Source organism: Pseudomonas sp. TWI628 (assembly GCF_039673865.1).
Lineage (GTDB): Bacteria > Pseudomonadota > Gammaproteobacteria > Pseudomonadales > Pseudomonadaceae > Aquipseudomonas.
Genome location: NZ_JBDJMM010000012.1, coordinates 81,849 through 107,958 on the forward strand (window position 1 = coordinate 81,849; position 26,110 = coordinate 107,958).

Consider the following 26,110-nt stretch of genomic DNA (forward strand, 5'->3'; position numbering starts at 1 on the left):
GGACTTGAACATGGCACATGTACCACAAGTAAAAATTCCCGCCACCTACATCCGTGGTGGCACCAGCAAGGGCGTGTTCTTCCGCCTGCAGGACCTGCCGGAAGCGGCCCAGGTCCCAGGCCCGGCCCGCGACGCCTTGCTGTTACGGGTAATCGGCAGCCCCGACCCTTATGCCAAGCAGATCGACGGCATGGGCGGCGCCACGTCGAGCACCAGCAAGACGGTCATCCTGTCGAAGAGCATCAAGCCTGGGCATGATGTCGATTACCTGTTCGGTCAGGTTGCCATCGACAAGGCCTTCGTCGACTGGAGTGGCAACTGCGGCAACCTGTCCGCGGCGGTCGGCTCGTTCGCCGTCAGCAACGGCCTGGTCGACCCGGCGCGCATTCCGCGCAATGGCATCGCCACGGTGCGCATCTGGCAGGCCAACATCGGCAAGACCATCATTGCCCATGTGCCGATCACCGAAGGTGAAGTGCAGGAAACCGGTGATTTCGAACTCGACGGCGTGACCTTCCCGGCCGCCGAAGTGCAGCTGGAGTTCCTTGATCCTGCTGCCGACGAGGATGGCGACGGTGGGGCGATGTTCCCCACCGGTAACCTGGTGGATGACCTGGAAGTGCCGGGCATCGGCACCTTCAAGGCGACCATGATCAACGCCGGTATCCCGACGGTGTTCGTCAATGCCGCCGACATCGGCTACACCGGTACCGAATTGCAGGATGCGATCAACGGCGACCCGCAGGCGCTGCAGCGTTTCGAGACCATCCGCGCCTACGGCGCCGTGCGCATGGGCCTGATCGAGCATGTCGACCAGGCTGCCGGGCGTCAGCACACGCCGAAGGTGGCTTTCGTTGCGCCGCCGAGCACCTACACTGCGTCCAGTGGCAAGGCGGTTGCGGCCGCTGACATCGACCTGCTGGTGCGTGCGTTGTCCATGGGCAAGCTGCACCACGCGATGATGGGCACCGCAGCCGTGGCCATCGGCACCGCCGCGGCCATTCCGGGCACGCTGGTCAACCTCGCCGCAGGCGGGGGCGAGCGCAGTGCCGTGCGTTTCGGCCATCCGTCCGGCACCTTGCGGGTCGGGGCCGAGGCGCGCCAGGTGGATGGCGAGTGGACGGTGACCAAGGCAATCATGAGCCGCAGTGCTCGCGTGCTGATGGAGGGCTGGGTTCGCGTGCCTGGCGATAGCTTCTAACGCACCACTGGCGCTCGGCTTTCGTTGATGGGGCTGCAAGGCAGCCCCAACTTCACAGGAGCTGGCTATGAGCGCCAACGTGGACCTGAACGACCGCCCGGACTACGACCGGGTGCTGCAAACCCTTGCCGACTACGCCCTCGGCTACCGGGTCGAATCCCCTGAAGCCCTGGACACCGCACGCAATTGCCTGATGGATACCCTCGGCTGCGGCCTGCTGGCCCTGCGCTTCCCTGAATGCACCAAACTCCTCGGCCCGCTGGTGGAAGGCACCGTGGTGCCCAATGGTGCGCGCGTTCCCGGTACCGCCTACCGCCTCGACCCGGTCAAGGCCGCCTGGGACATCGGCTGTACCGTGCGCTGGCTGGATTACAACGACACCTGGCTGGCCGCCGAATGGGCGCACCCCTCGGATAACCTTGGCGGCATCCTGGCCGTTGCCGATCATCTGTCGCAGAAACGCGTGGCTGCTGGCGAAGCGCCGTTGCTGATGCGCGAGGTGCTCGAAGCCATGGTCATGGCCCACGAGATCCAGGGCGTGCTGGCGCTGGAAAATTCCTTCAATCGCGTTGGCCTCGATCATGTGATTCTGGTCAAGGTGGCCTCGACCGCCGTGTGTGCCCGGCTGATGGGGGCCAATCGCGAGCAGATGCTATCGGCCCTGTCCCATGCCTTCGTCGATGGCCAGGCGCTGCGCACCTATCGCCATGCGCCCAATGCCGGCTCACGCAAGTCCTGGGCGGCCGGCGATGCTTCCAGCCGTGGCGTGCGCCTGGCCGATATCGCGCTGCGTGGCGAAATGGGCGTGCCAGGGGTGTTGACGGCCGCGCAGTGGGGCTTTCATGACGTCTCGTTCAGCCACACCAACAAGGACCTGGCGGTAAAACCCGCCGGCCAGTATGAGCTGCGCCTGCCGCAACCCCTGGCCAGTTATGTGATGGAAAATGTGCTGTTCAAGGTCAGCTTCCCTGCCGAATTCCACGCCCAGACGGCCTGTGAGGCGGCGGTGACCCTGCACCCGCTGGTGCGTAACCGCCTGCATGAAATAGACCGCATCGTCATCACTACCCAGGAATCGGCGATCCGCATCATTTCCAAGAGCGGCCCGTTGGCCAACGCCGCCGACCGTGACCATTGCCTGCAGTACATGGTGGCGGTGCCGCTGATCTTCGGCCACCTGGTGGCCGAGCATTATGAAGATACCTTCCATGCCAATCACCCGAGCATCGATCGCCTGCGCGAGAAAATGGAAGTGGTCGAAGATCCGCGCTTCAGTCGCGAGTACCTGGAAGCCGACAAGCGCTCGATTGCCAATGCCGTGCAGGTGTTTTTCAAGGATGGCAGCAGTACCGAGCAGGTGCTGGTGGAATATCCGATCGGGCATCGGCGGCGGCGCGAGGAAGGGATACCGTTGCTGGAGGCCAAGTTCAGGGGCAACCTGGCGACGCGCTTTGTGCGGCAGCGGTGTCAGGAGATTTTCGAGCTGTGCAAGGACCAGCAGAAGCTGGAGCAGATGACGGTGCACAGGTTTGTCGATCTGTTCGTGATCTGAGTGCCAGTACAGCCAATAAAAAACCCGGCATTTCTGCCGGGTTTTTATTGCTGCTTACAACTCAGCTTACGCCTGAACCACCGGGATCTTGGCGTTGGCAGCCGCTTCACGGAACTCGGCGATCTGGTCGAAGCTCAGGTAGCGGTAGACGTCGGCAGCCATGCTGTCGATGTCCTTGGCGTACTGCATGTACTCTTCGACGGTTGGCAGCTTGCCGATGATCGAAGCGACCGCAGCCAGCTCGGCCGAGGCCAGGTACACGTTGGTGGCGTCGCCCAGACGGTTCGGGAAGTTACGGGTCGAAGTGGAAACCACGGTCGAACCGGTCTGCACACGTGCCTGGTTACCCATGCACAGCGAGCAACCTGGCATTTCCATGCGCGCACCGGCCTTGCCGTAGATGCCGTAGTAGCCTTCTTCGGTCAGCTGGTGGGCGTCCATCTTGGTTGGCGGGGCCAGCCACAGACGGGTCGGGATACCGCCCTTGACCTTGTCCAGCAATTTGCCGGCAGCGCGGAAGTGACCGATGTTGGTCATGCACGAACCGATGAACACTTCGTCGATCTTCTCGCCCTGTACCGAGGACAGCAGGCGGGCATCGTCCGGGTCGTTCGGCGCGCAGAGCACAGGCTCTTTCACGTCGGCCAGGTCGATTTCGATGATTTCGGCGTATTCGGCATCGGCGTCAGCCGACAGCAGCTCAGGCTTGGCCAGCCAGGCTTCCATGGCCTGGGCGCGACGCTCCAGGGTGCGGGCATCGCCGTAGCCTTCGCCGATCATCCAGCGCAGCAGGGTGATGTTGGACTGCAGGTACTCGGCGATGGCCTTTTCCGGCAGCTTGATGGTGCAGCCCGCAGCGGAACGCTCGGCCGAGGCGTCGGACAGCTCGAAGGCTTGTTCGACGGTCAGGTCGTCCAGGCCTTCGATTTCCAGGATGCGGCCGGAGAAGGCGTTCTTCTTGCCTTTCTTCTCGACGGTCAGCAGGCCCTTCTGGATGGCGTAGTAAGGGATGGCATGCACCAGGTCACGCAGGGTGATGCCAGGTTGCAGTTTGCCCTTGAAGCGCACCAGGATCGATTCTGGCATGTCCAGCGGCATGACGCCGGTGGCGGCGGCGAAAGCCACCAGGCCGGAACCGGCCGGGAACGAGATGCCGATCGGGAAGCGGGTGTGCGAGTCGCCACCGGTACCCACGGTGTCAGGCATCAGCATGCGGTTCAGCCAGCTGTGGATGATGCCGTCGCCTGGGCGCAGCGACACGCCGCCACGGGTGCGGATGAAGTCTGGCAGGGTGTGGTGGGTGTTGACGTCGATCGGCTTCGGATAGGCCGCGGTGTGGCAGAACGACTGCATCACCAGGTCAGCGGAGAAGCCCAGGCACGCCAGGTCTTTCAGTTCGTCGCGGGTCATCGGGCCAGTGGTGTCCTGGGAACCGACGGTGGTCATCTTCGGCTCGCAGTAGGCACCTGGGCGCACGCCCTGGCCTTCTGGCAGGCCGCAGGCGCGGCCGACCATCTTCTGGGCCAGGGTGAAGCCCTTGCCGGTGTCGGCAGGCTGCTCTGGCTTCTTGAACAGGTCGGAAGCCCCCAGGCCCAGTTCGGCACGGGCTTTTTCGGTCAGGCCACGGCCAACGATCAGCGGGATACGGCCGCCAGCACGGACTTCGTCCAGCAGGACTTCGGTCTTCAGTGCGAAGGTAGTGACCAGTTCGTCGCTGCCGTGACGGCGCACTTCACCCTTGAACGGGTAAACGTCGATGACGTCGCCCATGGCCAGGTTGGTGCAGTCGAATTCGATCGGCAGGGCGCCGGCGTCTTCCATGGTGTTGTAGAAGATCGGGGCGATCTTGGTGCCGAAGCAGAAGCCACCGGCGCGCTTGTTCGGCACGTACGGAATGTCGTCGCCGAAGAACCACAGCACCGAGTTGGTGGCGGATTTACGCGAGGAACCGGTACCGACCACGTCACCGACGTAGGCAACCGGGAAGCCTTTGGCCTTGACCGCTTCGATCTGTGCCAGCGGGCCGACCGAGCCTGGCTGCGACGGCTCGATGCCGTCACGGGCCATTTTCAGCATGGCCAGGGCGTGCAGCGGGATGTCAGGGCGCGACCAGGCGTCCGGAGCAGGGGACAGGTCGTCGGTGTTGGTTTCGCCTGGCACCTTGAACACGGTCAGGGTGTACTTGTCGGCGATGGCCGGACGCGCGGTGAACCACTCGCCGGCAGCCCAGGAGTCCAGCACGGCCTTGGCGTGAACGTTGCCGGCCTTGGCTTTTTCGGCTACGTCGTGGAAGGCATCGAACATCAGCAGGGTGTGCTTGAGCTGTTCGGCCGCGACGGCGCCCAGTTCGGCGTCGTCCAGCAGCGCGACCAGCGTCTCGATGTTGTAGCCGCCCTGCATGGTGCCCAGCAGTTCAGCAGCGTGCTTGCGGTCGATCAGTGGCGACTTGGCTTCGCCCTTGGCCACGGCGGAGAGGAAAGCGGCCTTGACGTAGGCAGCTTCGTCGACCCCTGGCGGAACGCGGTTGGTGATCAGGTCTACGAGGAAGGCTTCTTCGCCGGCTGGCGGGTTTTTCAGCAGCTCGACCAGGCCTGCAGTTTGTTCGGCGTTCAGCGGCTGGGGCACGATACCCAGGGCGGCACGCTCTTCGATGTGTTTGCGGTAGGCTTCAAGCACAGTTATTACCCTCATCAGTGGTCCCTAAAGGGAGTCCGGGACGCTCATCCAGCATTCAATGCACCCATGCGCTGCCACGGCTTTGTGGGCCGCCCAGCCAGAGTCGCAAAGAATCCTTACAGAAGCTGCTTTCAAAGTTTTACGCCTGCAGAACGGGAGCTGATGAGGGCTGGCGCGGGCATGCGAGGGGTGCATGGCCCGGGCCAACGCCGTTCTACCGGATGAACTGTGCTCGTGACGCTTTGAAAACAGCTTCCAACGGACATTGTTGCCTTGAAAAGGCGGGATGATTCTACGGCAAAAAAAGCCCGAAGGTAAGGCAGCGATCATGACTTTAACGGGTGACCCTGGTTAGACAAAGGGCTAACATGACCCCGTGTTCCATCGCCAAGCCGTTGTTTTCCAATGTCCAACCAGTCCATCAAGACCCCTTGCGTCGGCCTCTGTTCCACGGTCTATGGAGACACGGTGTGCCGTGGCTGCAAGCGTTTCCATCACGAAGTGATCAACTGGAACGGCTACGACGACGAGCAGAAGCGCGCCGTGTGGCTGCGCCTGGAGCAGTTGCTGGTGCAGGTGATGATGGCCAAGCTGGAAGTGTTCGATACAAGCCTGCTGCGTCAGCAGTTGCAGCAGCGCTCGATCCGCTTCGTCGAGCAGCAGTCGGAATACTGCTGGGCCTACCAGCTGATCGCCCGCGGTGCGCGGATGATCCGTGACCTGGAGGCGTACGGCATGGTGCTGCTACCGGAATTTCGCGACTGGGAACTGCCGCAACTGCGCGATGCCATCGACCGTGAATTCTTCCTGCTGTCCGAAGCGCACTACCAGCGCTACATCGCGCCAGCCTTCCTCAAGCAAGGCATGCAGTGAGCGGCTTCCTGCTGCTCGGGTGAGCGCAACTTCCCTAGCGTAACGGCTCTTTCAGTCTGACCAGGAGAGTCAGCATGAGCGATTACGTATTCAATCCCCGCTTTACCTTTCTGGCCCGCTGCTGGTGGCAGGGCTCCGCTGTGCGCAGCGTCACAGCGGCGACGCCAGTGCGTGAGCGGCAGCTGGGGGCGATCTGGGTGCAGACAGGCAGCCGCGGCGCCAACGGGCACTATGACCGGTATCTGCAGGCCGAACAGGACGGTGTGTTGGAGAAGCCCCTCGACCGGTCTGATTATGCCAACCCTGGCCAGCGCTATTACGAGCTGTTCTGGTTTGGCGCCTACGCCAGGGGCAGCTATGCCGCCGACAAGCCACTGTTCTACGAGATAAGGCCGGCTGACCGCGCCCACAAAGTTTCCGACTGGGTGCTCGATTACAACGCCAGCGTGTTTTCAGGTTATGTCGGCATCTGGGAAGCCAGCGAACCGCAGGGCGTGCAGTCCAAGGCAGGTGGCGCGCGGCTGTGGCGGATCGAGGGTTTCGATCAGGAGCAGATCGGCGAGGGTGATCAGCTCTTCAATCTTCAGCTGCTCACCCCAGGCGGTGAGAAGATCCTGCGTTACACCAGCTACAGCGACCGCTTCTTCAATAGCCGAAAAGGAGAGACCGGCTTGGTGTCGATGAAGATCCTCAGCATGCCTCACCATTTCGAAGAGCACTGAGGGCATCGCCAGCCTTCGGTCCGCCAGGGCCGAAGGCTGGCCAAGGGCGGATCAGTCGCCGGTGTATTCGCAGCCGCTGGTGCAAGTCTCGTGGATGCGGACTTTGGACAGCTCCGGCATCAGCGGCTTGACCTGGTCCCAGATCCATTTGGCGATCACTTCGCTGGTCGGGTTCTCCAGGCCAGGGATGTCGTTCAGGTAGTTGTGGTCCAGCTGCTCGTAGATCGGCTTGAAGATCGCCTTGACCTCGGCGAAGTCACGAATCCAGCCGGTGTGCGGGTCAAGTGGGCCAGTCAGGTGCAGGCCGACCTTGAACGAATGGCCGTGCAGGCGGCCGCATTTGTGGCCGGCTGGGACGTGGGGCAGGCGGTGGGCCGATTCGAATGTAAATTCCTTGAAGATTTCCACGCTGTCATAACTCTGTGTGAATCAATAATGCGCGCAGTCTACCAGCATGGTCGCTACAAGGCTTGCAGGCGTTCGTGCAACCGCCCGGTGGCGATCAGCTCCAGCAGTTCATCGCCCAGCCGCTGGCTTTCGGCGATCGCCTGGTACCAGTAGCGCTTGCGGCTCGGCGCATCGCCCATGAAGCGCTTGAAGTCGTTGCGGTCCGGCAGCTTGCCGAAAGGCAGGGCGGCCAGGTACTGCGGCGAGGGGGTCATCAGCAGCACGTTCTGCAACCGTGCGGCATCACCCTTGCGCCAGGGCAGCGCCTTGTCGAACCAGCCGGGCACCACCTTGTCGGTGAAGTGCGGGTACAGCACCAGGTCGTCACCGCGGTAGGGCAGGTCGAGGTGGTAGTCGAGCAGGCCGCCGTCGCGGTAGGTGCCAGCACCTGCACCAGGAATGTCACGCACACCCTCCATCACCATCGGGATCGAGCCCGAGGCGAGCAGGGCCTGGCGCAGGTTCGCCAGGTCCAGCGGCAGGCAGCGCGAGGGAAAGTCGGTGAGGGCGTCGAGCGGCGGCGCGCTGCGCGCATCGTGCAGGATGACCCGCTCGAAGTGCCGCGCCAGGCGCGAGCGCCCCAGCAGGTTGCTGGCGATCACCGAGCCCAGGCCCATGCCCAGGCGGCCACGATGGTCGTAGGCGAGCTGGCCGTGGCTCTTTACCACCAGGATGTTCAGGCGATAGTGCGGGTTGGCGAGGATCTGCCCGTCGCGGCCCTGCAGCAGGTCGTCGAGCATGCGCTGGCAACTGCGGCTGATCTCGGCGGCGGTAACGCCCTTGGCGAAGTCCTGCTCGGTATACAGCTCGCCCAGGCGGCGAATGCCGGCGACCGGGTCGTCGAGGCAGGCACTGGCGAAGCGCCAGGAGCCGATCGAGGCACCGATCAGCGCGCGTTGGCGTGGCGCCGAGGGCAACCATTCACCAAAAAGCGCCAGGTCCAGGCCCTGGATGCCCAAGGGTTTGGGCCCACCCGCCGCACCTGGCAATACGCCCACATCGGCCGCTTGCAGGCCACCTTCGCGGATCCGCTGCAGCGCGCGCTGGCCGGCCTTGAAGGTGAGTGCAGGGTATTTGATGTGAATGGCGCTCATGACGGATCTCGCGGGCAACAAACGGGGCATTATAGGCCCTTGATGCCGCTCAGGCTGCGCTATCATGGCGCCAGCTGTTTTCAGGTTGAATTAAGGACCGCTCTTTAGTCTTAACCCCGTAGACAACTTGAACGTCGCTCAGGAGAGCCACCATGAAAACCTTGACTGCCCTGTTTACCGCCGCCGCCCTTGCCCTGGGCGCCAATGCTGCCTTCGCCAAGGACGTCCAGCCTGACGAAGTGGTCAAACTGGTCAATGCCAAGACCATCAAGTCGCTGGACGAGCTCAAGGCCACTGCCGTGGCCAAGCACCCAGGCGCCACCGTCACTGACTCGGAGCTGGAAAACGAATACGGCCGCTACATCTACAAGGTCGAACTGCTCGACACGCAGAACGTCGAGTGGGATGTCGACCTGGATGCCAAGACCGGTGAAGTGCTGAAGGACGAGCAGGACCGCTGATGATCCACTTACCCCGGCCGGCGCGATACCTGGCGTTGTCGTTGCTGGCCGTGTGCTCCCTGGCCGTTGCCCGCGACCTGGACCAGGATGAAGCCCTTAAACTGCGCCAGAAGGGCGTCATCCTGCCGCTCGAGCAATTGCTGGAAACCGCCCTGGGGCGTTACCCCGGGGCGCGCCTGCTGGAGGCCGAGCTGGAAGAGGACCACGGCCGCTATGAATATGAAGTCGAGCTGCTGACCCAGGACGGCGTGGTGCGCGAGATCAAGCTCGATGCCAGCAGCGGCGCCCTGCTCAAAGACGAGGAAGACGACTGACATGCGCCTGCTGCTTGTCGAAGACAACGTGCCCCTGGCCGACGAACTGACCACCAGCCTGCAGCGCCAGGGCTATGCCGTGGACTGGCTGGCCGATGGCCGCGATGCGGTGTACCAAGGCCAGAGCGAACCCTATGACCTGATCATCCTCGACCTCGGCCTGCCGGGCTTGCCGGGCCTGGAGGTGCTGGCGCAGTGGCGTGCCGGCGGCCTGGTCACGCCAGTGCTGATCCTCACGGCGCGAGGGTCGTGGGCCGAACGGATCGAGGGCCTGAAGGCCGGGGCCGACGATTACCTGAGCAAGCCTTTTCACCCCGAGGAGCTGAAGCTGCGCATTCAGGCGCTGCTGCGCCGTGCCCGGGGCCTGGCCAACCAGCCCACGCTGGAAGCTGCAGGCCTGCACCTGGATGAAAGCCGCCAGTGCGTGAGCCGCGACGGCGTCGACATCCAGCTCACCGCTGCGGAGTTCCGCCTGTTGCGCTACTTCATGCTGCACCCGCAGCAGATCCTGTCCAAGAGCCACCTGGCCGAGCACCTGTACGACGGCGAGACCGAGCGCGACTCCAATGTGCTGGAGGTGCACGTCAACCACCTGCGGCGCAAGCTTGGCCGCAGCGTCATCGAGACGCGCCGCGGGCAAGGCTACATCTATGCCGGGAGCAGCGGATGAAATCGATCCAGGCGCGCCTGAGCCTGGGCCTGGTCGCCGTGCTGGTGGTGGTCGGGGTGGTGCTCGCGCAGCTGACCCTGTGGCTGTTCGAGGCTGGCTTGCAGCGCTATCTGGAAAACGGCCTGCGCAAGGAAAGCGAGAACCTGCTGGTGGCATTGGTGCGCGGGCCGAATGGCCTGCAGCTGGATGAGCGGCGCATTTCCGCTGCATACCAGCGGCCTTTTTCGGGTTACTACTTCCGTATCGATTTCGACCAGGGCACCTGGCGCTCGCGCTCGCTGTGGGACCTGGACATGCCCAAACCGGCCGCGCCGGGGTTGTCCGATAGCCACGAACTGGGCCCGGAAGGGCAGCAACTGCTGGCCTTGCGCGCCGATTACCGGCGCCTGGGCCAGGACATCTCGATCAGCGTGGCACAGGATTATTCGCCGGTGCGCGACGGTTTTCGCCGCCTGCAGCAGATCGGCCTGGGCATGGGCCTGGTGGCGTTGCTGGTCGTGCTGGTGTTGCAGCGCATCACCGTCACCCGCTCGCTGCGCCCGCTGGAGCGCGCACGCCAGCAGATTGCCCAGCTGCAGCAAGGCCAGCGCTCGCAGCTCGATGCCGAGGTACCCAGCGAGCTGGCGCCGCTGGTCGACCAGATCAACCACTTGCTCAGCCACACCGAAGACAGCCTGCGCCGCTCGCGCAATGCCCTGGGCAACCTCGGCCATGCGTTGAAAACGCCACTGGCGGTGCTGCTCAGCCTGGCGTCCAGTGAGCGCTTGCAAGGCTTGCCAGAGGTGCAGGCGCAGTTGCGTGAACAGTTGGAGCAGATCCAGCAGCGCCTGGCCCGTGAGCTGAACCGGGCGCGCCTGGCAGGCGATGCCTTGCCTGGGGCGCAGTTCGATTGTGATGCCGAGCTGCCGGGCTTGCTCGCGACCTTGGGCATGATCCATGGCGACAGCTTGCTGCTGGAGCACGATGTACCGCCGGGTCTGCTGCTGCCTTGGGATCGCGAAGACGTGCTGGAGCTGCTCGGCAACCTGCTGGACAACGCCTGCAAGTGGGCCGACAGCGAGGTGCGGCTGGGCATTGCGCCCACAGCCGAGGGCTACCGGTTGTGGGTCGATGATGACGGCCCCGGCATTCCGGAAAATCGGCGCCTGCAGGTGCTGGAGCGCGGCTCGCGGCTGGATGAGCAGGTCGATGGGCACGGGCTGGGGTTGGGGATTGTGCGCGACATCGTCGAGGCTTGGGGCGGGCGCCTGGCGTTGCTGGAAAGCACCTTGGGCGGCCTCAGGGTGAGCATCGAGCTGCCGCGCAAAGTGCGCTGATCTGTGCCGGCGATGAGGCCCATATCAGCACTGCAAAAAAATTGCAGCACAGCCGCATTTTTTTGAATTAGCCCAATCTTCCCCCGCCCGGCACAATCCCCCTCAAGAAACCTTGCGGTTTCCATCTCTCCACGGACGGAGCCCCCTGTGCTATTGCATCTGCAATACGAGGCCCAGGCCACTTCGGCTGGGCTTTCTTTTTAATCAAAAAAACTACAGATCCCGATTACTTGAATGTCTGCCATGCGTTCCGAAAGTCGTCTGCAGCGGCTGTTGCCAGCCCCCCTGAATATCCCCCCCAAACAATGGTTGCGTGCCGGTATCGGCGCGTTGTTCGGCCTGTTCCTCGCCGGCTGGCTGACCAGTCTGGCTTATGGCCCGGGCATTGCCCTGCACCTGCTCGGCCCGTTGGCGGCCTCGGCGGTGCTGATGTTCGCCGTGCATTCCGGGCCCCTGGCGCAGCCGTGGCCTGTGCTCGGCAGCTATGCTCTGGCGGGTGCGGTCGGCCTGGCCATGCGCCAGGGTTTTGGCCCTGAACTGTGGGTGGCGGCCGCTGCGCTGGGGCTTTCGATCCTGGTGATGTGCCTGCTGCGTTGCCTGCACCCGCCGGGAGGTGGTGTGGCGGTGAGCGCGGTACTGGCCGACCCGGGCCTGACGGCCATGGGCGATCACCTGCTCGAACCGGTGCTGCTCAATGCGCTGATCCTGGTGGCCGTGGCCGTGATCTACAATCGCCTCACCGGCGTGCACTACCCGAAAGGCGTGGCGCCGCGCAAGGACGTGCACCACACCCACGACCCGCTGCCCAGCGAGCGTGTGGGCATCCGTGGCGCCGACCTGGATCAGGCCCTGGAAGAGTTGGGCGAATTTGTCGACGTCACCCGCGACGAACTGCAGCGCATCATCCTCGCCACCGAGCAGCACGCGCTGCGGCGCAGCCTCGGCGGCATCACTGCCGGGGCGGTGATGTCGCGCGACGTGCAGTTCGCTGCACCGGACACCACCTTGGAGCAGGCCTGGAAAATGCTCGCTGACCACCACCTGAAAACCTTGCCGGTGCTGCAGCAAGGCAAGCTGGTGGGCATTGTCAGCCTCAGTGACCTGGTGGGCCCGGCCATGCAGCGCGGCCAGTTCAGCTGGCGTGGCCTGTTTGGCCGCAAGGCCGTGCGCATGGAGCAGGTGATGAGCCGGCGGGTGGTCAGCGTCAGCAGCCAGCACCCGCTGGAACGCCTGCTGCCGCTGCTGTGCGAGCAGGGTTTGCACTGCCTGCCGGTGCTTGACGGTGAGCAGTTGGTCGGCGTGGTCACCCAGACCGACCTGGTCGCCGGCCTCAAGCGCCAGTTGCTCAGTGCTGCTGGCGGTACCTCAGATAACCGGGTCCCAGCGTTGTGACCAATCGCTGGCGCCGGCTGCCACCAGCTGGCGCAGCACCGCGAAGGCCTGCTGCAGGGCGTCGCTGTCGCGCTTGCGCGGGTAGACCAGGTAGGTCGGGTAGGTGAATTCCGGCGCTTGCGCCACGCGCTCGAACACGCCGCTCTCCAGGTAGGCCTGCACCACCCGGGTACGGAAGTAACCGCTGCCGCCCTGATCGAGGATGAACTGCAGGGCCAACGGCCCGAGGTTGAAGCTCAGCGCCGGGCGCGCGCAGTCTGGCAAGGCGGCATCATGTTGGCGGCGGAAGGCTTCACCCCAGTCGATGTAGATGTAAGGCTCGGGTTGCTCGACCCGGCGTACGCGGATCAGCTTTTCTTCCATCAACTGCTCCACCTGCAGCCCCGGGCCGTAGATCGGCTGGTACACCAGTGCAGCGTCGAGCAGGCCCATCTCCACCTTGCGCAGCAACGACTCGCCATCGCTGACCTCGCTGCGGATGGCATGGTTGGGCAGTTCGCGGTGCAGGGCGCTGACCCAGTCGAGCAGCATCGGGTTACCCAGGCTGACTTCCGCGCCCACATGCAGCACCTGCTGGCAGCCTTCGGGCAGCGGCAGGTCGCGGCGCGCCGCTTCCCAGGTCTGCACCAGCTGGTTGGCATAGCTGACGAAGGCTTCACCGTCACTGGTCAGGCTGGCACCGTTGCGGCTGCGCACGAACAGTTGGCAGCCCAGTTGCTGTTCCAGGCGTTGCACGCGGGCGGTGATGGCGGTCTGCGACACGAACAGGCGTTCGGCGGCGGCGACCAGGCTGCCGCAACGCACGATTTCCAGAAAAGTTCGGGCCTGATCGATGTCCATGAGCTGCTCTGCGGCGGTGAGGGCGGCCTATTCTAGAGGTTTTGCACCGTTGTGGGGCATTTCTGTCCTGTCTGCAAATTTGCAGGTCCGTTGTGACTTTAGTCCCATGGCGGCCCCGGTGTGGCGGGCCATACTCATTATTCGCCCTTCAATAACAACAAGTACCGGGTTTTCATCGACATGACCTACCAGCACAGCTACGCCCAATCCATTGCCGACCCTGCTGCCTTCTGGGCCGAACAGGCCGAATCCCTGGCCTGGTACCGCAAGCCCTCGCTGACCCTGCAGGACAACCCCGACGGCACCCACCGCTGGTTCGCCGACGGCCGCCTGAACAGCTGTTACCTGGCCCTCGACCGGCAGATCGAGCTGGGCCGCGGCGAGCAGCTGGCACTGATCTACGACTCCCCCGTGACCGGTGTGCAGCAGGCCTTCACCTACCACCAGTTGCGCGACGAAGTGGCACGCCTGGCCGGCCTGCTGCGGCAACTGGGCGTGGGCAAGGGTGACGGGGTGATCATCTACATGCCGATGGTGCCCCAGGCGGCCATGGCGATGCTCGCCTGCGCGCGCATTGGTGCGGTGCATTCGGTGGTGTTCGGTGGTTTTGCCGCCAACGAGCTGGCACTGCGCATCGATGATGCTCGGCCGACGCTGTTGCTCACCGCGTCCTGTGGCCTGGAGTTCGAGCGGGTGATCGAGTACAAGCCGCTGGTCGACCGCGCCCTGCAGGTGGCCCGCCATCAACCGCGCAATGTGCTGGTGCTGCAACGGCCCCAGGCCCGTGCGCAGCTGCAGGCAGGCCGTGACCTGGACTGGCAGCAGGCCTTGGCCAGTGCCGCACCGGTGGCGCCGGTCGAACTGGACGCCGGCGACCCGCTGTACATCATGTATACCTCCGGCACTACCGGCAAACCCAAGGGTATCGTCCGCGAAAACGGTGGCAACGCGGTCGCGCTTTGCTATGCGATGCGTCATATCTACGGCATGCAGGCCGGAGATGTGTGGTGGGGTATTTCCGATGTCGGCTGGGTTGTCGGCCATTCGCTGATTGTCTATGGGCCGCTGATGAGCGGCTGCACCACGGTGTTCTACGAGGGCAAGCCGATTCGCACGCCGGATGCCTCGGCGTACTGGCGGGTGGTCGAGCAGTACAAGGTCAATGCCTTGTTCTGCGCGCCGACCGCCATGCGGGCGATCCGCAAGGAAGACCCGGATGGCGAGCTGATCCGCAAGCATGACTTGAGCTCGCTGCGCCAGCTGTTCCTGGCCGGGGAAAAGCTCGATTCCAGCACGCACCAGTGGCTGGAGCGGGTCACCGGCAAGCCGGTGCACGACCACTGGTGGCAGACCGAGACTGGCTGGCCGGTGACTGCGCCTTGCGTGGGGCTGGAGGGCAGTGCGGCGCGGCCGGGTTCGAGCAACCGTGCGGTGCCGGGTTATCACGTGCGGGTGCTGGATGACGACGGGCATCTGCTGGGGCCCGATCAGCAGGGCTCCATCGTTATCGCCCTGCCGCTGCCACCTGGGTGCAGCCAGACTTTGTGGGGCGACCATGAGCGTTACCTGCAGGCCTATCTGCACACCTATCCTGGCTATTACCACACGGGCGATGGCGGTTATCTTGATGAAGAGGGCTTCGTCTACATCATGGGCCGCACCGACGACGTGATAAACGTCTCTGGGCATCGGCTGTCCACGGGTGAGATGGAAGACCTGGTTGCCCGTCACCCGGCGGTGGCCGAGTGTGCGGTGATCGGTGTGCATGACGAGATCAAGGGCCAGGTACCGCTGGCGCTGGTGGTGCTCAAGGATGGCGAGGGTATAGCCGAGGCGCAGTTGCTGGTGGAGCTGGTGGGCAGTGTGCGTGAGGAAATTGGCGCCCTGGCGTGTTTCAACCGGGTGCGGTTGGTGAAGCGCTTGCCCAAGACCCGCTCGGGGAAAATCCTTCGGGCGGTGCTGCGCAAGATTGCTGATGGGCAAGCTTATGTGCCGCCCTCGACCCTGGATGACCCGGCGGTGTTGGGGGAGATCGAGGCGGTGCTGGCGGATTTGCCACGGGCTGGCTGACGCTGTGACCTCACTGGCCTCTTCGCGGCTTCAGCCGCGAAGAGGCCGATCAGGCAATAAAGCTTTCGGGGCCAGCCTGATGTAGCTGCCCCAGCCGGCTGCGGGTGCGCATCAGGTCAGCCAGTGGCCCACCAAGGCTTTCTTCCAGTGGCCGCTTGCCGATCACGGTCACCTGCCGGTCCTGGTCATACAGCACATCCACCAGGTTGACGAAGCGCTGTTGCGCCGCCAGCGAACACTCCGCCAGGTCATCCAGCCCATCGATGATCCATTCGTCGTACTGCCCGGCCAGCACTAGGTAGTCGATCACCGCCGTGGCCTTCTCGCACAAGTCGTCAAAACCCAGCACCACGCGTCGGCCATCGATGGCCAGGGCGCGCAGCGGGCGGTTGTTCACCTCCAGCACCACCGGGTGCTCATCGGGTACGTTCAGCGCCCGGCGCTGCGCCGCATTCCCCGGCCACACATAGTGCCCCTGGGTGAAGCGCTGGTGTTCGCGGTTGGCCGGCAGGCTGCGAAAGTCGGTGTCGCCGCCCACTTCGAGCACCTCCATCGAACTGTTGATCAGGCGTATCACTGGCAGGAACCGCTCGTGGTAGAGCGGGTTGGGCAACAGCCCTTCAGGGGCGTAGTTGGAAGTCACCAACAGGAAGATGCCGCGGGCGAACAGGGCGTTGAACAGCCGGGTCAGCAGCATGGCATCGCCAATGTCATGCACATGGAACTCATCGAAGCACAGCACCTGGCAGTCACCCAGCAGCTCGTCCAGGGTGGCGCCCAACGCGTCGTCCAGCAGGCGGTGCCGGTGCATGCCTTGGTGCAAACGGGCAAAAAAGTCGTGGAAATGCAGGCGCCGCTTGGCCGCTACCGGTACCGCCTGGAAAAAGCCATCGAGCAGCCAGCTCTTGCCACGGCCGACCGAGCCATACAGATAGAGGCTGCGAGGCTGGCCTCCCTCCAGCAGACGCGCAATCTGCCCGGCCATGCTGTCGATGACCCGGCGCTGGCCCTCGCTGAGCTGATAGCCGCGGCTGTGCGCCTGGTCCTCGAACCAGCTGAGCAATTCACTCGGGTTGGACGATGCACCGCGCAAGCGCTGGCCGAGCTGGCGCAGCGGGGAAGGGATCCAGGCAGACAAAAGCTAAGCTCCTTGGGCAAAGGCAGGGCAGCGTGCAGCTTGCCCGAGGGCGGCCATTTTGACTAATAGATAAAGTGCTGGGCAATGATCGGCTGGCGAGATAGGTCGCTAGACCTTGCGCTCCAGCTGGCGCTCGATCATGTACTTCACGGCCAACCGGCGCTCTTTCAGGTGGCGCAGGTCTTCATCGACAAAGTTGCCGGCCGAGATCGATTCGGCGGCCAGCACCTGGTTGTCGATGTCCATGTACTCGTCGAGCAGGCGGTCCAGGGTCTTGTCCTGCTGGCGCCGCTGCTGGACGATTTCGCGCGGGTAGTGCAGGTCCTGGTACAGGTCGTGGGAAACGGGCATGGGGGCCTCCTTGGTCAATGCAGTTCGCTTACCTGATTGGAAGGGAGGAATGCGTTTGCGTTGAAGCGCAGCGGTATAAAAACGACGAATGGTTGTCCGACAGGCCCGCAGAATTGGCTGCGGAACACTAACTTGCTGTTTTAAAGCATTTTTTTTCACGTTGGGGGTTTACAGGCCGAATCTATGTGTTAAAGTGCCGCGCATTCCAAGACAACAACCCAGTTGTCACTCAGTTGGAATTGTCAGAGCAGCATCAGCTGCATCCGATACAGGGGCGTCGCCAAGCGGTAAGGCAGCAGGTTTTGATCCTGCCATGCGTTGGTTCGAATCCAGCCGCCCCTGCCATTTTTTTCTTCAAATATAAAATTTCTCAATCAGTGCAGGCGAACGCCGGCGCTGGATTTTGCCGTTTCTGTTTCCTGCACGGGCTCTTCGCGGTTTTACCCCGCAAAGAGCCCGTACAGGCACAGCGAATCTAACCCGCTACCCGCAGCAGCTCATTCAGTACCCTGGCCAGTTCATCGGCCAGCACCGGCTTCTGCATCACCAGGCTCCCTGGCACCTCCAGCCCATCCAGCTCCGCATACCCGGTCAGGAACACCACCGGCAGCCGCGGATAGCGTTCGCGCGCCGCCAGGGCCAGTTGGCCACCGTTGAATTCAGGCATGGCAAAGTCAGTCAGCAGCAGGTCGATATCGTCGTCCAGCAGGGCCAGCGCCTGCTCCCCACTGTGTGCCTGGCGCACCTGGTAGCCATACTGGCGTAGCACGTCACCGAGCATGTCGCGCACCAGGTGATCGTCATCCACCAGCAGCACCGTGCGGTCCCGGCCACTGTCATCGATTGCCAGGGGGGCGGTTGGCGCTACAGGGTCGATCGCCAGTTCCTGCTTCACCGCCGGCAAGTACACCGCCACCTGGGTGCCATGCCCAGGCTCGGTATCAATGCGCACACCGCCGCCGGACTGCTTGGCGAAACCGAACACCTGGGCCAGGCCCAGGCCGGAGCCCTTGCCGATGTCCTTGGTGGTGAAAAACGGCTCGAACACCTTGGCCAGCACCTCTTCGCTCATGCCGCAGCCGGTGTCACGGATGCTCAGCATCACGTACTCGCCGGGCTCCGGGTCCTCCGGGCGCTGCGGGCGGGCCTTGATGCGTGTGTTGCGGGTCGCAAGGGTCAGCTGGCCGCCGTCGGGCATGGCGTCGCGGGCGTTGATCGCCAGGTTGAGGATGATCATTTCGGTCTGGGTCGGGTCGGTCAGCGCCTGCCACAGGCTGTGGTCCAGGTCCAGGCGCACCCGGATGTTGCCGCCGAGGGTGCGACGCAGCAGTTCTTCCAGGCCGGAGAGGGTGCGGTTCAGGTTCAGCGGCACCGGCTCCAGGCGCTGGCGACGGGAGAAGGCGAGCAGTTGCGAGGTCAGCTTGGCGCCGCGCTCACCGGCTTCGCGGATATGCGTGAGGCGGCTGCGGGCCTTGTCCAGGTTGCCCTTGGCCAGGTCGCGCTCAAGGAAGCTGGCGCCGGTCAAAATGACCGTGAGCAGGTTGTTGAAGTCGTGGGCGACGCCGGCGGTGAGCTGGCCGACGGCCTCCAGCCGCTGCATCTGCTGCAGCGCCGCCTCGATACGTTCGCGTTCGGTAATCTGTTCACGCAGGCGGGTATTGGCTTCGGCCAGGCCCAAGGCGGTTTCCCGCTCGCTGGTGATGTCCCGCGCCACCACGTAGAGCAGGGTGTCTTCCGGCACCACCACCCAGGACAACCAGCGCAACTGGCCACCGGCGTGCTGGATCCGGCCAACGAAACGGGCGCTGGTGCGGCCATGGGCGAGGGCGGCCAGCTCGGTGAGCAACGCCTCCTGATCCACTTCGGGCAGCAGGTGCAGCAGCGAAGCCTGGCTCAGGCGTTCGCGGGAAAAGCCCAGGCTGGCCTCCCAGGCCGGGTTGAGGGCCACCGGGGTCAGGTCCTTGTTGAGCACCGCAAGCAAGTCCTGGGACAGCTCCCAGGCGCGGTCGCGTTCGCGGGTACGGCGCTCGACCCGTTCGCCGAGCATCTCGTTGAGCTGCCTGAGTGCCTGGGTCGCCTGGCGCTGGGTATGGATGTCCTGCAGCACGCCGGTAAACCGCGTGCACTGGCCGTCGACGAACTGGCACTGGCCGCTGCTGAGCAGCCAGCGCGGCTCCAGGCCATTGGGCTGGACAATGCGAAACTCGACCCGGTACAGGCCGTCGCTGTCCGGGCGCATGGCCTGCTCCACGGCTTCGCGCACCTTGGCCTGATCGTCGGGGTGGATGCCGGCGTAGAACACCCCAAGGTTCATCTCGGTCTCGACCGGCAGGCCGAACAGGGCCTTGCAACGGTCATCCCAGATCAGCAGGCCCTGTTGCGGCCGGAAGTCCCAGGTGCCCATGCCGGCGGCATCGATGGCAATGCGCGCGCGTGCCTCGACATCGGCCAGGGCTTCTTCCGCACGGCGCCGGCGCTGGCGCTCCAGCACTTCAGACAGGGCCCGGCGCACGGCCTTGGGCAGCAGCGGCAGGTTCTTTTTCAGCACATAGTCGGTGGCGCCCAGGCGAATCATCTCAACCGCATGTTCTTCGCCATAGATGCCGGAGAGGAAAATGAACGGTGTGTCGGGCGCCAGGCGCTGGGCGATGGCCAGCACCTCGGTACCGGAAGAGCCGGGCAGCACGCAGTCGCAGAGGATCAGGTCGAAACTGGCTTCAAGCAGGGCGTGTTCGACCCCGGCATGGTCGAATACCAGCTGCGATTGCACCTGCAACCCGCTGCGCTCCAGGCGCATCAGGGTCAGCTCGGCGTCGAGCGAGCTGTCTTCGACCATCAACAGTTTGAGCGGTGTCGGCAACATCTTTGCGGGGGCCTCAGTGGCTGCCACGGCGGTTCAGGCGCAGCGAGCCGGGTGGTGGTTCGTTGAGCACTGCCCAGAACACGCCGAGGTCGGAAATCGCCGCGACGAACTCCTTGAACTCCACGGGCTTGACCACATAGGCATTGACCCCCAGCTCGTAGGCCCGCAGCAGGTCGGGCTCCTCCCGCGAGGAGGTCAGCATCACGGTGGGTATGCTGCGCAGTTCGGGCGTGGCACGCACCACCTTGAGCACTTCCAGGCCATCGACCTTCGGCAGCTTCAGGTCGAGCAGCAGGACGGCGGGGTTGCCATCGGCACGTTCGGCGTACGTGTTGCGGCGCAGCAGGTAGTCGAGGGCATCGGCACCGTCGCGTAGAACGATCACTTCGTTGGCCAGCTGGCTGCGCTCCAGGGCCAGCAGCGTCAGCTCCAGGTCGCGGGGGTTGTCTTCGACCAGCAGGATGGGCTTGAGCATGGTAATACGGGTACCTCAGGTAGTTGCCGGGTGACGGGGCAGGGTGAAGTGGAAGCTGGCGCCCTGGTCGACCTGGCCTTCGGCCCAGACTCGCCCGTCGTGACGCTCGATGATCCGCCGCACGCTGGCCAGGCCGATCCCGGTGCCTTCGAAGTCTTCCATGCGGTGCAGGCGCTGGAACACCCCGAACAGCTTGTTGGCATAGGCCATGTCGAAGCCTACACCATTGTCGCGGATGTACACCTCGATCTCGCTCTGGTGCTGGCGGGCGCGGACTGCGATGTGGGCGGGTTCACGGCCCCGGGTGTATTTGATAGCGTTGGCGATCAGGTTGTGCAAGGCCAGGTTGAGGAATGCCGGGTCGGCGATCACCTTGGGCAGCGGCGCGATGTCCCAGATGATTTCGCGGCCTTGGTAATCCGGGGCCAGGTCCTGGCGGATGGTATCGACCAGTGCGTTGAGGTCGACATCCGACAGGCGCAAGGCCGAGCGGCCCATCTGCGAGAAATTGAGCAGGTTGTCGACCAGGCTGCCGGCGAAGTGCGCGGCTTCCTCGATGTGTTGCAGATAGCGCTTGCCGCGCTCGCTCAACGTGCGGCCCTCGATTTCGCCAAGCAGCTCGGAGTAGCCGGCGATGTGGCGCAACGGGGCGCGCAGGTCGTGGGACACACTGTAGGAAAAGGCTTCGAGCTCCTTGTTCGAGCGGCGTAGCTCGTTGGCCAGCTGTGCCAGCTCCTCGGCCTTGCGCAGCACGATACCCAGCACAGCCGTACGCAGTTCGAGCACGCCTTCGATGACCAGCGGGTCCCAAGGTTCGCAGTAGCCGCTGACCTGCTCCTGCCAGCGATCGAAGCTGTGCCGCGGGTCGAGCGCACCGTGGGCGCCAATCTGCTTGTCGGGCCGCCCGGCCCAGTCGACGGTGCGCACCTGCTCGGGGCGGAACCACAGCAGGTAGTGCGAGTGGATCTGCGAGATGGCCACTGCCAGCACGCCGCCAGCATGGGCTGCCAGCTCTGGCAGTTCATCGATGTCTCGGCGCAGGTTGTCGCTGTGGAATACCGTTTCCTCGCCGCGTTGCTCCAGCCAGTGCACCAGGGCGGTAACCTGCGCCGCAGGCGGGGTCTGGCCGATCAGGTCGCAGCGCTCGGCGGAGATTAACGCCGCGCCGCTGGCGCTGGCGAAGGCCAGCAGCACCTCGGGCAAGTCGCGCAGGCCTTCGCTGACACTGTCGTGGTCGGCCATCGAGGAAATCATGCGCACGATGTGCTGGCGCAGGTCGAGTAGCTGGCGAGTCCTGGCGTGCGATTCGCGGGTCTCGATCTGCAGTGACAGCACGCTGGCCAGCAGTTCGCAGGCCGTGCGGGTACGCAGCTCGACCGCGCGCGGCTGGGCGTGGTGGCAGGAGATCAGGCCCCAGAGCTGGCCATCGACCACAATCGACAGTGACATCGACGCCAGGGTACCCATGTTGCGCATGTACTGCAGGTGCACCGGCGACACGCTGCGCAGGGCGGCGAAACTCATGTCCAGGGGCTTGCCGGTGCGTGGGTTGGTGGCCGGCAGCAGGGGTGAGGCCCGGTAGTTGGCATCTTCGATCACGCGGATGCGGTTGACCCGGTACAGCTCGCGGGCCTGACGCGGGATGTCCGCTGCGGGAAAATGCAGGCCGAGGTAACGCGGGTAACCGGCGTCGGCCAGTTCGGCGAGCACCTGGCCATTGCCCTCGGCATCGAAACGGTAGGCCTTGACCCGGCCAAAGCCGGTGATGCGCTTGACCTGAACCACGCACTGCTGCAACAGCTCTTGCAGGGTGTCGGCGTTGTGCAGGCTGCTGACGAAACCGCGCACAATCGGGTAGTAGTCGCCCGGATCGGCCAAGTCGGCAGGCAGGCGGAAGGGTTCGAACTCAGCGATCAGTACCTGGTCGTGGCGATGGACCAACAGGCGCAGCGTGTCGCGGCAGGGCGCGCCCTGGCGCAAGCGCACATCGCCGATATGGAACGGGAAGGCCTCGTCGTTGGGCAGGCGTTCGAGCTGGGCGCGCAGGTCGAAGCTTTCGCTGACCACGTCGGCGAAGGTGCAGCCGATCAGTGCTGCGGCCGTCACCCCCAGCCAGCGTTCGACATTTTCGCTGGCCTGGAGGATGCACAGGTCGTGTTCATCCAGTGCCAGCAGAAAGCCGTGCGGCTGGATGCTGCCAGGGACCTGGATCGGCTCCTCGGCGCAGCGTTCCACAGCTGCGGCGAGTGCTTTGTCTGTCATCAATGGAAAAGCTCCTGTGATGTTCTTCCATGCCTACTACCTGCGTCGGGTGCCGGCTGTTGGCTACCGCGCACCGTAGCAGAATGTCGACCGCTTTGCCGGCTCATGGCCATTGGAGGCATGGGATGCTCAGGGGTTCGCCTGGATTGGGAAATTTCTTGCCGGCGCGCCAGCGCTTTGTCGTTAGCACAAAAGAATGGCACCCAGCCATCACGGTTCTGCCACCTGCTGCTACGCTCAGAATCACACTAGAGAAACAAGGAACATCCAGTGACGGAACGCTTTTTGGCCGCGCTGTTTGGCCTGTTGTTGAGCGGCAGTGCCGTAGCGGCGGACTTCCTGGTCGAGGTGCGGGTACTGGTGCAGCGGGGCTGCATGCTGGTCACCCAGCAGCGTGACGCGGGCGCCCAGGCCCTGGGTCGGATCGACCTGGGCACTACCGCTCGTCTGGACGGCCCGGATGCGCCATTGAGTGGCGTACTGCTCAGCCAGCGCCCGCCACGCCTCGAATGCAACCCAGACACGCCTTATCAGGTGCGCGTCGACGGTGGCCAGCACGGCGGTGTCGGCGAACTGCGTTTTCTCGCCAGCCATGACACCAAGGCCAAGCCGATCCCCTATCGCCTGTTCCGTGATGCCGCCTGGCGCGAACCCGTGGTGGTGGGTGAGCCGCATGCCGCACGTGTGCCAGGCAGCGGGTCGGTCGAGCTGCCGCTCTACGCCCGAATCGACAAGCTGGCCTGGGTGCCCCGCGCCGGGCAGTACGCCGACCTGCTCAAAGTCACTGTCACCTGGTAGCGAGGCCGCCATGCACAAGATGAACCGCACATCGATCCTGCTGCTCAGCCTCGGCCCGCTGCTGTTGCCCAGTGGCGTGGCGCATGGCACCAGCACCGGGTTCATCCAGGCCCGCCTGGTGATCAGCGCCGCCTGCCAGATCAACAGTGGTGATCAGCCGCCCGCTACGCTGGGCAACCCAGGCCTGATGGACTTTGGCCAGCGCGGCCCGAACTGGGACGCGCCGCTGCGCAGCCGGGTTGACGAGGCGGTGGGCGAGGGCAGCTTGCAGATCAGCTGCACGCCCGAGGTGAGGGCGTTCAACGTGCGCATCAATGCTGGCCTGAATGGCGACGATGGCGTGCGTCGGCTGAGCAACGGCCGCGAAATGATCCCCTATCAGCTGGCGGTCGACCCAGGTGGCAACAGCCGCTACGGCATCGGCCAGGCCCGTGCATTCACCATCAGCAGTACCGAGCAGGTCCCTGTTCCCATCTACGGTGTGGTAGTGGCGCAACCGCGCGCGCTGCCGGCCGGGCTGTACCGCGACACCCTGAGAGTGACCCTGGACTGGTAAACGACGCAAGGAGACTCCGATGCGAACGACTTTCACCCGTTGCATGCTCGCCGGCCTCGGCCTGGCCATGGCAGCTCACACCCAGGCCGCTACGGTGACCGGGACCATCACCTCGACCCTGACCCTGACCTCGGCGTGCCAGGTCAACGGCAGTGGCGGCACCTCAGGGTTGAACTTCGGTGCCCTCAACTTCGGTACCCAGGAGGCCCTGTTCACCACGGCCAACGCCCAAGTGCTGGGCGGCGGCGGCGGGGCCATGAGCATCCTGTGCTCGGCAGGCACGGTCCCGGCGATCCGCGTGCGCGCCGGGTCCCATGACGGCCAGTCGACGGGTGGTACGCGTGCGCTGGCTGATGGCGCTGGCAATTTCGTGCCCTACGACTTCTACACCGATGCCGGTCACTCCACGTTGCTGGCCATCGACGGCACCATCACCTTGCCGACCAGCACCGGCGTGGCGCAAACCGTCAACTTGTATGGCCAGGCGCGTGGCAAGGCAGGGCTACCGGCCGGGACATACACCGACACGGTGGCTGTCGAGTTGTCGTTCTGAGCCATGTTCAACGCCATGCGTGCCTGGCTCGCGAGTGGCCTGACGGGGCTCGGCATGTTGCTGGCCGCGCCCCTGGATGCAGCGACCAGCAGTACCTTCCAGGTGAGCGCGCAGATCGTTGCCGGCTGCCTGGTGGTGGGCGGGGTGACCAGCTATGGCGTGCTCGATTTCGGCACCCAGTCGGCACTGTCCACCGGCATCCTCAGTACTTCACTGGGCGGCACCACGGTGACCTTCCAGTGCACCCCGGGGGTGGCCATGAGCATGAGCCTGGACGGCGGCCAGAACAGTGCCAGTGGTACGCGCAACCTCAAGCGCACGGGCGGCACGCAGGTGCTGGCCTACCAGTTGTACCAGGACGCGGCCTACAGCCAGGCCCTGGGGATCGGCCAGAGCGTGACGGTGAGTTACACCGACGCCACGGCCATCAAGTTGCCGGTGTATGGCCGTACCCAGTTGCCTGGCACTTTGCCGGCCGGGACCTACACCGATGTGGTGCAAGTGTCGGTGACCTGGTGAACACACCAGCAGCCTAGAAAAAGAAACCAAGGAGAGTGGCATGGGGGTAGGCGCGAAGTGGGCGCAAGGTGTGATCGGTCTGTTGCTGCTGGCGAGCCTGCCGGCAGGGGCGGCCACCTCGGTGCTGATCTGGCCGATCGACCCGGTGCTGGAGGCTGACCAGAAGGCCGGCGCCCTGTGGCTGGAAAACCGCGGCACGGCGCCGGCCAGCTTGCAGGTACGGGTGTTCGCCTGGCGCCAGGGCGATTATCAGGAGCAGTTCCAGGCCCAGCGCGAAATCATCGGTAGCCCACCCGTGGCGACCATTGCCCCAGGGCAAAAGCAGCTGATCCGCCTGACCCGCACGGGCAGTTCGCCAGTCGGCCAGGAGCAGGCCTACCGCATCATCATCGACGAGATCCCCTCGCCAATGCCCACCGATACTGCCAGCCAGGGCACCACCGCAGCGATCCGCCTGCAGATGCGCTATTCGGTGCCGTTGTTCGTCTATGGCGAAGGCTTGTGGGGCAAGCCCGACCCGCAGGGCAAGCGCAACGCCGACGGCATCGGCAAGCCGCAGCTCAGCTGGCGCCCGGTGACGGTGCAGGGCAAACCCTATGTGGAAATGCGCAATACCGGCCCGGTGCATGCACGCCTGACCGATGTGGTGGTGCTGCAGGGCGGCCAGGGCAAACCCTTGGCCGAAGGCCTGCTTGGCTATGTGCTGCCCGGTGCCAGCATGCGCTGGCCGGCGCCGGTGGTGCCGAACGCGGGCAGCGTGATCAAGGGGAGGGTGAACGGCCAGGAAGTGGCCGAAGCGATCCGGCAAGGGCAATGAGCCCGCCGCTGAATGAAGGGCATGGGCCATGGAGGACCTGGCAATGGTCGGAATCCGTGTGTGAGACGGCTGTCGCGGGCTTCGCGCCGCTGGTGCCTGGGGCTGACCTTGTTCGGCCCCTGCCTGGCGCTGGCCGACGACCTGCCACCG

24 protein-coding genes and 1 tRNA gene are annotated in these 26,110 nt (G+C 64.5%); 16 read left to right on the top strand and 9 right to left on the bottom strand.

Annotation, left to right across the window (positions count from 1 at the left end):
• The first annotated feature begins 10 nt into the window (after window positions 1-10).
• Window positions 11-1,201 (top strand): 2-methylaconitate cis-trans isomerase PrpF, encoded by a 1,191-nt coding sequence (gene prpF / locus ABE528_RS11470; protein ID WP_346652996.1) that lies wholly within the window; start codon window positions 11-13, stop codon window positions 1,199-1,201.
• 67 nt (window positions 1,202-1,268) lie between these two features.
• Window positions 1,269-2,753, top strand: coding sequence for a 2-methylcitrate dehydratase (gene prpD, locus ABE528_RS11475; RefSeq protein ID WP_346652997.1), 1,485 nt, complete (start codon window positions 1,269-1,271; stop codon window positions 2,751-2,753).
• A 66-nt stretch (window positions 2,754-2,819) separates the two neighbouring features.
• On the opposite strand, the gene acnB is transcribed toward prpD, so the two are convergent.
• Window positions 2,820-5,429, bottom strand: coding sequence for a bifunctional aconitate hydratase 2/2-methylisocitrate dehydratase (gene acnB, locus ABE528_RS11480; RefSeq protein ID WP_346653041.1), 2,610 nt, complete (start codon window positions 5,427-5,429; stop codon window positions 2,820-2,822).
• Between the two features lie 405 nt (window positions 5,430-5,834).
• Between acnB and ABE528_RS11485 the strand changes: the two genes are divergently transcribed.
• Window positions 5,835-6,302 carry a DUF1289 domain-containing protein gene (locus ABE528_RS11485; protein WP_152959235.1) on the top strand — a complete coding sequence of 156 codons (468 nt, stop codon included), beginning with the start codon at window positions 5,835-5,837 and terminating at the stop codon, window positions 6,300-6,302.
• A gap of 74 nt (window positions 6,303-6,376) precedes the next feature.
• Window positions 6,377-7,024, top strand: a complete 648-nt coding sequence (locus ABE528_RS11490) for a hypothetical protein (protein ID WP_346652998.1) — start codon at window positions 6,377-6,379, stop codon at window positions 7,022-7,024.
• Between the two features lie 51 nt (window positions 7,025-7,075).
• Here the strand turns inward: ABE528_RS11490 and queD are convergent, their stop codons facing one another.
• Together queD and ABE528_RS11500 are read right to left on the bottom strand one after the other, a co-directional pair.
• A complete protein-coding gene (gene queD, locus ABE528_RS11495; protein WP_051097763.1) occupies window positions 7,076-7,432 on the bottom strand; it encodes a 6-carboxytetrahydropterin synthase QueD in 357 nt (118 codons plus the stop codon).
• Between the two features lie 53 nt (window positions 7,433-7,485).
• The gene (locus ABE528_RS11500; protein ID WP_346652999.1) at window positions 7,486-8,565 is read right to left on the bottom strand and encodes a patatin-like phospholipase family protein; all 1,080 of its coding nucleotides are present in this window, start codon (window positions 8,563-8,565) and stop codon (window positions 7,486-7,488) included.
• 152 nt (window positions 8,566-8,717) lie between these two features.
• Between ABE528_RS11500 and ABE528_RS11505 the strand changes: the two genes are divergently transcribed.
• The 5 genes from ABE528_RS11505 (at window position 8,718) to ABE528_RS11525 (ending at window position 12,718) form a co-directional block, all read left to right on the top strand.
• Window positions 8,718-9,026, top strand: a complete 309-nt coding sequence (locus ABE528_RS11505) for a PepSY domain-containing protein (RefSeq protein ID WP_346653000.1) — start codon at window positions 8,718-8,720, stop codon at window positions 9,024-9,026.
• A complete protein-coding gene (locus ABE528_RS11510) occupies window positions 9,026-9,340 on the top strand; it encodes a PepSY domain-containing protein (protein ID WP_152959231.1) in 315 nt (104 codons plus the stop codon). The genes ABE528_RS11505 and ABE528_RS11510 overlap by 1 nt, the downstream gene beginning before the upstream one ends.
• 1 nt (window position 9,341) lies before the next feature.
• A complete protein-coding gene (locus ABE528_RS11515; protein WP_346653001.1) occupies window positions 9,342-10,010 on the top strand; it encodes a response regulator transcription factor in 669 nt (222 codons plus the stop codon).
• Window positions 10,007-11,326 carry a sensor histidine kinase gene (locus ABE528_RS11520; RefSeq protein ID WP_346653002.1) on the top strand — a complete coding sequence of 440 codons (1,320 nt, stop codon included), beginning with the start codon at window positions 10,007-10,009 and terminating at the stop codon, window positions 11,324-11,326. The genes ABE528_RS11515 and ABE528_RS11520 overlap by 4 nt, the downstream gene beginning before the upstream one ends.
• Before the next feature lie 234 nt (window positions 11,327-11,560).
• Window positions 11,561-12,718, top strand: a complete 1,158-nt coding sequence (locus ABE528_RS11525) for an HPP family protein (protein ID WP_346653003.1) — start codon at window positions 11,561-11,563, stop codon at window positions 12,716-12,718.
• Here ABE528_RS11525 and ABE528_RS11530 read toward each other — a convergent pair.
• Window positions 12,692-13,558: a LysR family transcriptional regulator gene (locus ABE528_RS11530; RefSeq protein WP_152959227.1), complete on the bottom strand. Its 867-nt coding sequence runs from the start codon at window positions 13,556-13,558 to the stop codon at window positions 12,692-12,694. The two genes, ABE528_RS11525 and ABE528_RS11530, sit on opposite strands and share 27 nt — an antisense overlap.
• A 180-nt stretch (window positions 13,559-13,738) precedes the next feature.
• On the opposite strand from ABE528_RS11530, the gene ABE528_RS11535 reads away from it, so the two are divergent.
• A complete protein-coding gene (locus ABE528_RS11535) occupies window positions 13,739-15,628 on the top strand; it encodes a propionyl-CoA synthetase (protein ID WP_152959226.1) in 1,890 nt (629 codons plus the stop codon).
• Window positions 15,629-15,677: 49 nt separating this feature from the next.
• Here ABE528_RS11535 and zapE read toward each other — a convergent pair whose 3' ends face one another.
• Entirely contained in the window at window positions 15,678-16,766 is a 1,089-nt protein-coding gene (gene zapE, locus ABE528_RS11540; protein ID WP_346653004.1) for a cell division protein ZapE, read from the bottom strand.
• A gap of 108 nt (window positions 16,767-16,874) precedes the next feature.
• The gene (locus ABE528_RS11545) at window positions 16,875-17,117 is read right to left on the bottom strand and encodes a hypothetical protein (RefSeq protein ID WP_152959224.1); all 243 of its coding nucleotides are present in this window, start codon (window positions 17,115-17,117) and stop codon (window positions 16,875-16,877) included.
• 270 nt (window positions 17,118-17,387) lie between these two features.
• Here ABE528_RS11545 and ABE528_RS11550 point away from each other — a divergent pair.
• Window positions 17,388-17,462: transfer RNA gene (locus ABE528_RS11550), tRNA-Gln, on the top strand.
• A gap of 130 nt (window positions 17,463-17,592) precedes the next feature.
• Here the strand turns inward: ABE528_RS11550 and ABE528_RS11555 are convergent.
• The 3 genes from ABE528_RS11555 to ABE528_RS11565 are packed head-to-tail and all read right to left on the bottom strand — an operon-like array spanning window position 17,593 to window position 22,720.
• Window positions 17,593-19,980, bottom strand: coding sequence for a response regulator (locus tag ABE528_RS11555; RefSeq protein WP_346653005.1), 2,388 nt, complete (start codon window positions 19,978-19,980; stop codon window positions 17,593-17,595).
• Between the two features lie 13 nt (window positions 19,981-19,993).
• Entirely contained in the window at window positions 19,994-20,455 is a 462-nt protein-coding gene (locus tag ABE528_RS11560) for a response regulator (RefSeq protein ID WP_152955930.1), read from the bottom strand.
• Between the two features lie 15 nt (window positions 20,456-20,470).
• Window positions 20,471-22,720, bottom strand: coding sequence for an ATP-binding protein (locus ABE528_RS11565; protein WP_346653006.1), 2,250 nt, complete (start codon window positions 22,718-22,720; stop codon window positions 20,471-20,473).
• Window positions 22,721-22,987: 267 nt separating this feature from the next.
• Between ABE528_RS11565 and ABE528_RS11570 the strand changes: the two genes are divergently transcribed.
• Genes ABE528_RS11570 through ABE528_RS11590 form a run of 5 tightly spaced genes read left to right on the top strand, consistent with a single transcriptional unit; the run spans window position 22,988 to window position 25,960 of the window.
• A complete protein-coding gene (locus ABE528_RS11570; RefSeq protein ID WP_346653007.1) occupies window positions 22,988-23,515 on the top strand; it encodes a spore coat U domain-containing protein in 528 nt (175 codons plus the stop codon).
• A 19-nt stretch (window positions 23,516-23,534) separates the two neighbouring features.
• A complete protein-coding gene (locus tag ABE528_RS11575) occupies window positions 23,535-24,071 on the top strand; it encodes a spore coat U domain-containing protein (RefSeq protein ID WP_152956137.1) in 537 nt (178 codons plus the stop codon).
• A 19-nt stretch (window positions 24,072-24,090) separates the two neighbouring features.
• Complete coding sequence (locus ABE528_RS11580) at window positions 24,091-24,624, top strand: spore coat protein U domain-containing protein (RefSeq protein ID WP_152955932.1); 534 nt, start codon at window positions 24,091-24,093, stop codon at window positions 24,622-24,624.
• A 15-nt stretch (window positions 24,625-24,639) separates the two neighbouring features.
• Window positions 24,640-25,143, top strand: coding sequence for a spore coat U domain-containing protein (locus ABE528_RS11585; protein ID WP_346653008.1), 504 nt, complete (start codon window positions 24,640-24,642; stop codon window positions 25,141-25,143).
• Between the two features lie 40 nt (window positions 25,144-25,183).
• On the top strand, window positions 25,184-25,960 hold the full coding sequence (locus ABE528_RS11590) for a molecular chaperone (RefSeq protein ID WP_152955934.1): 777 nt from the start codon (window positions 25,184-25,186) through the stop codon (window positions 25,958-25,960).
• Window positions 25,961-26,110 lie beyond the last annotated feature (150 nt).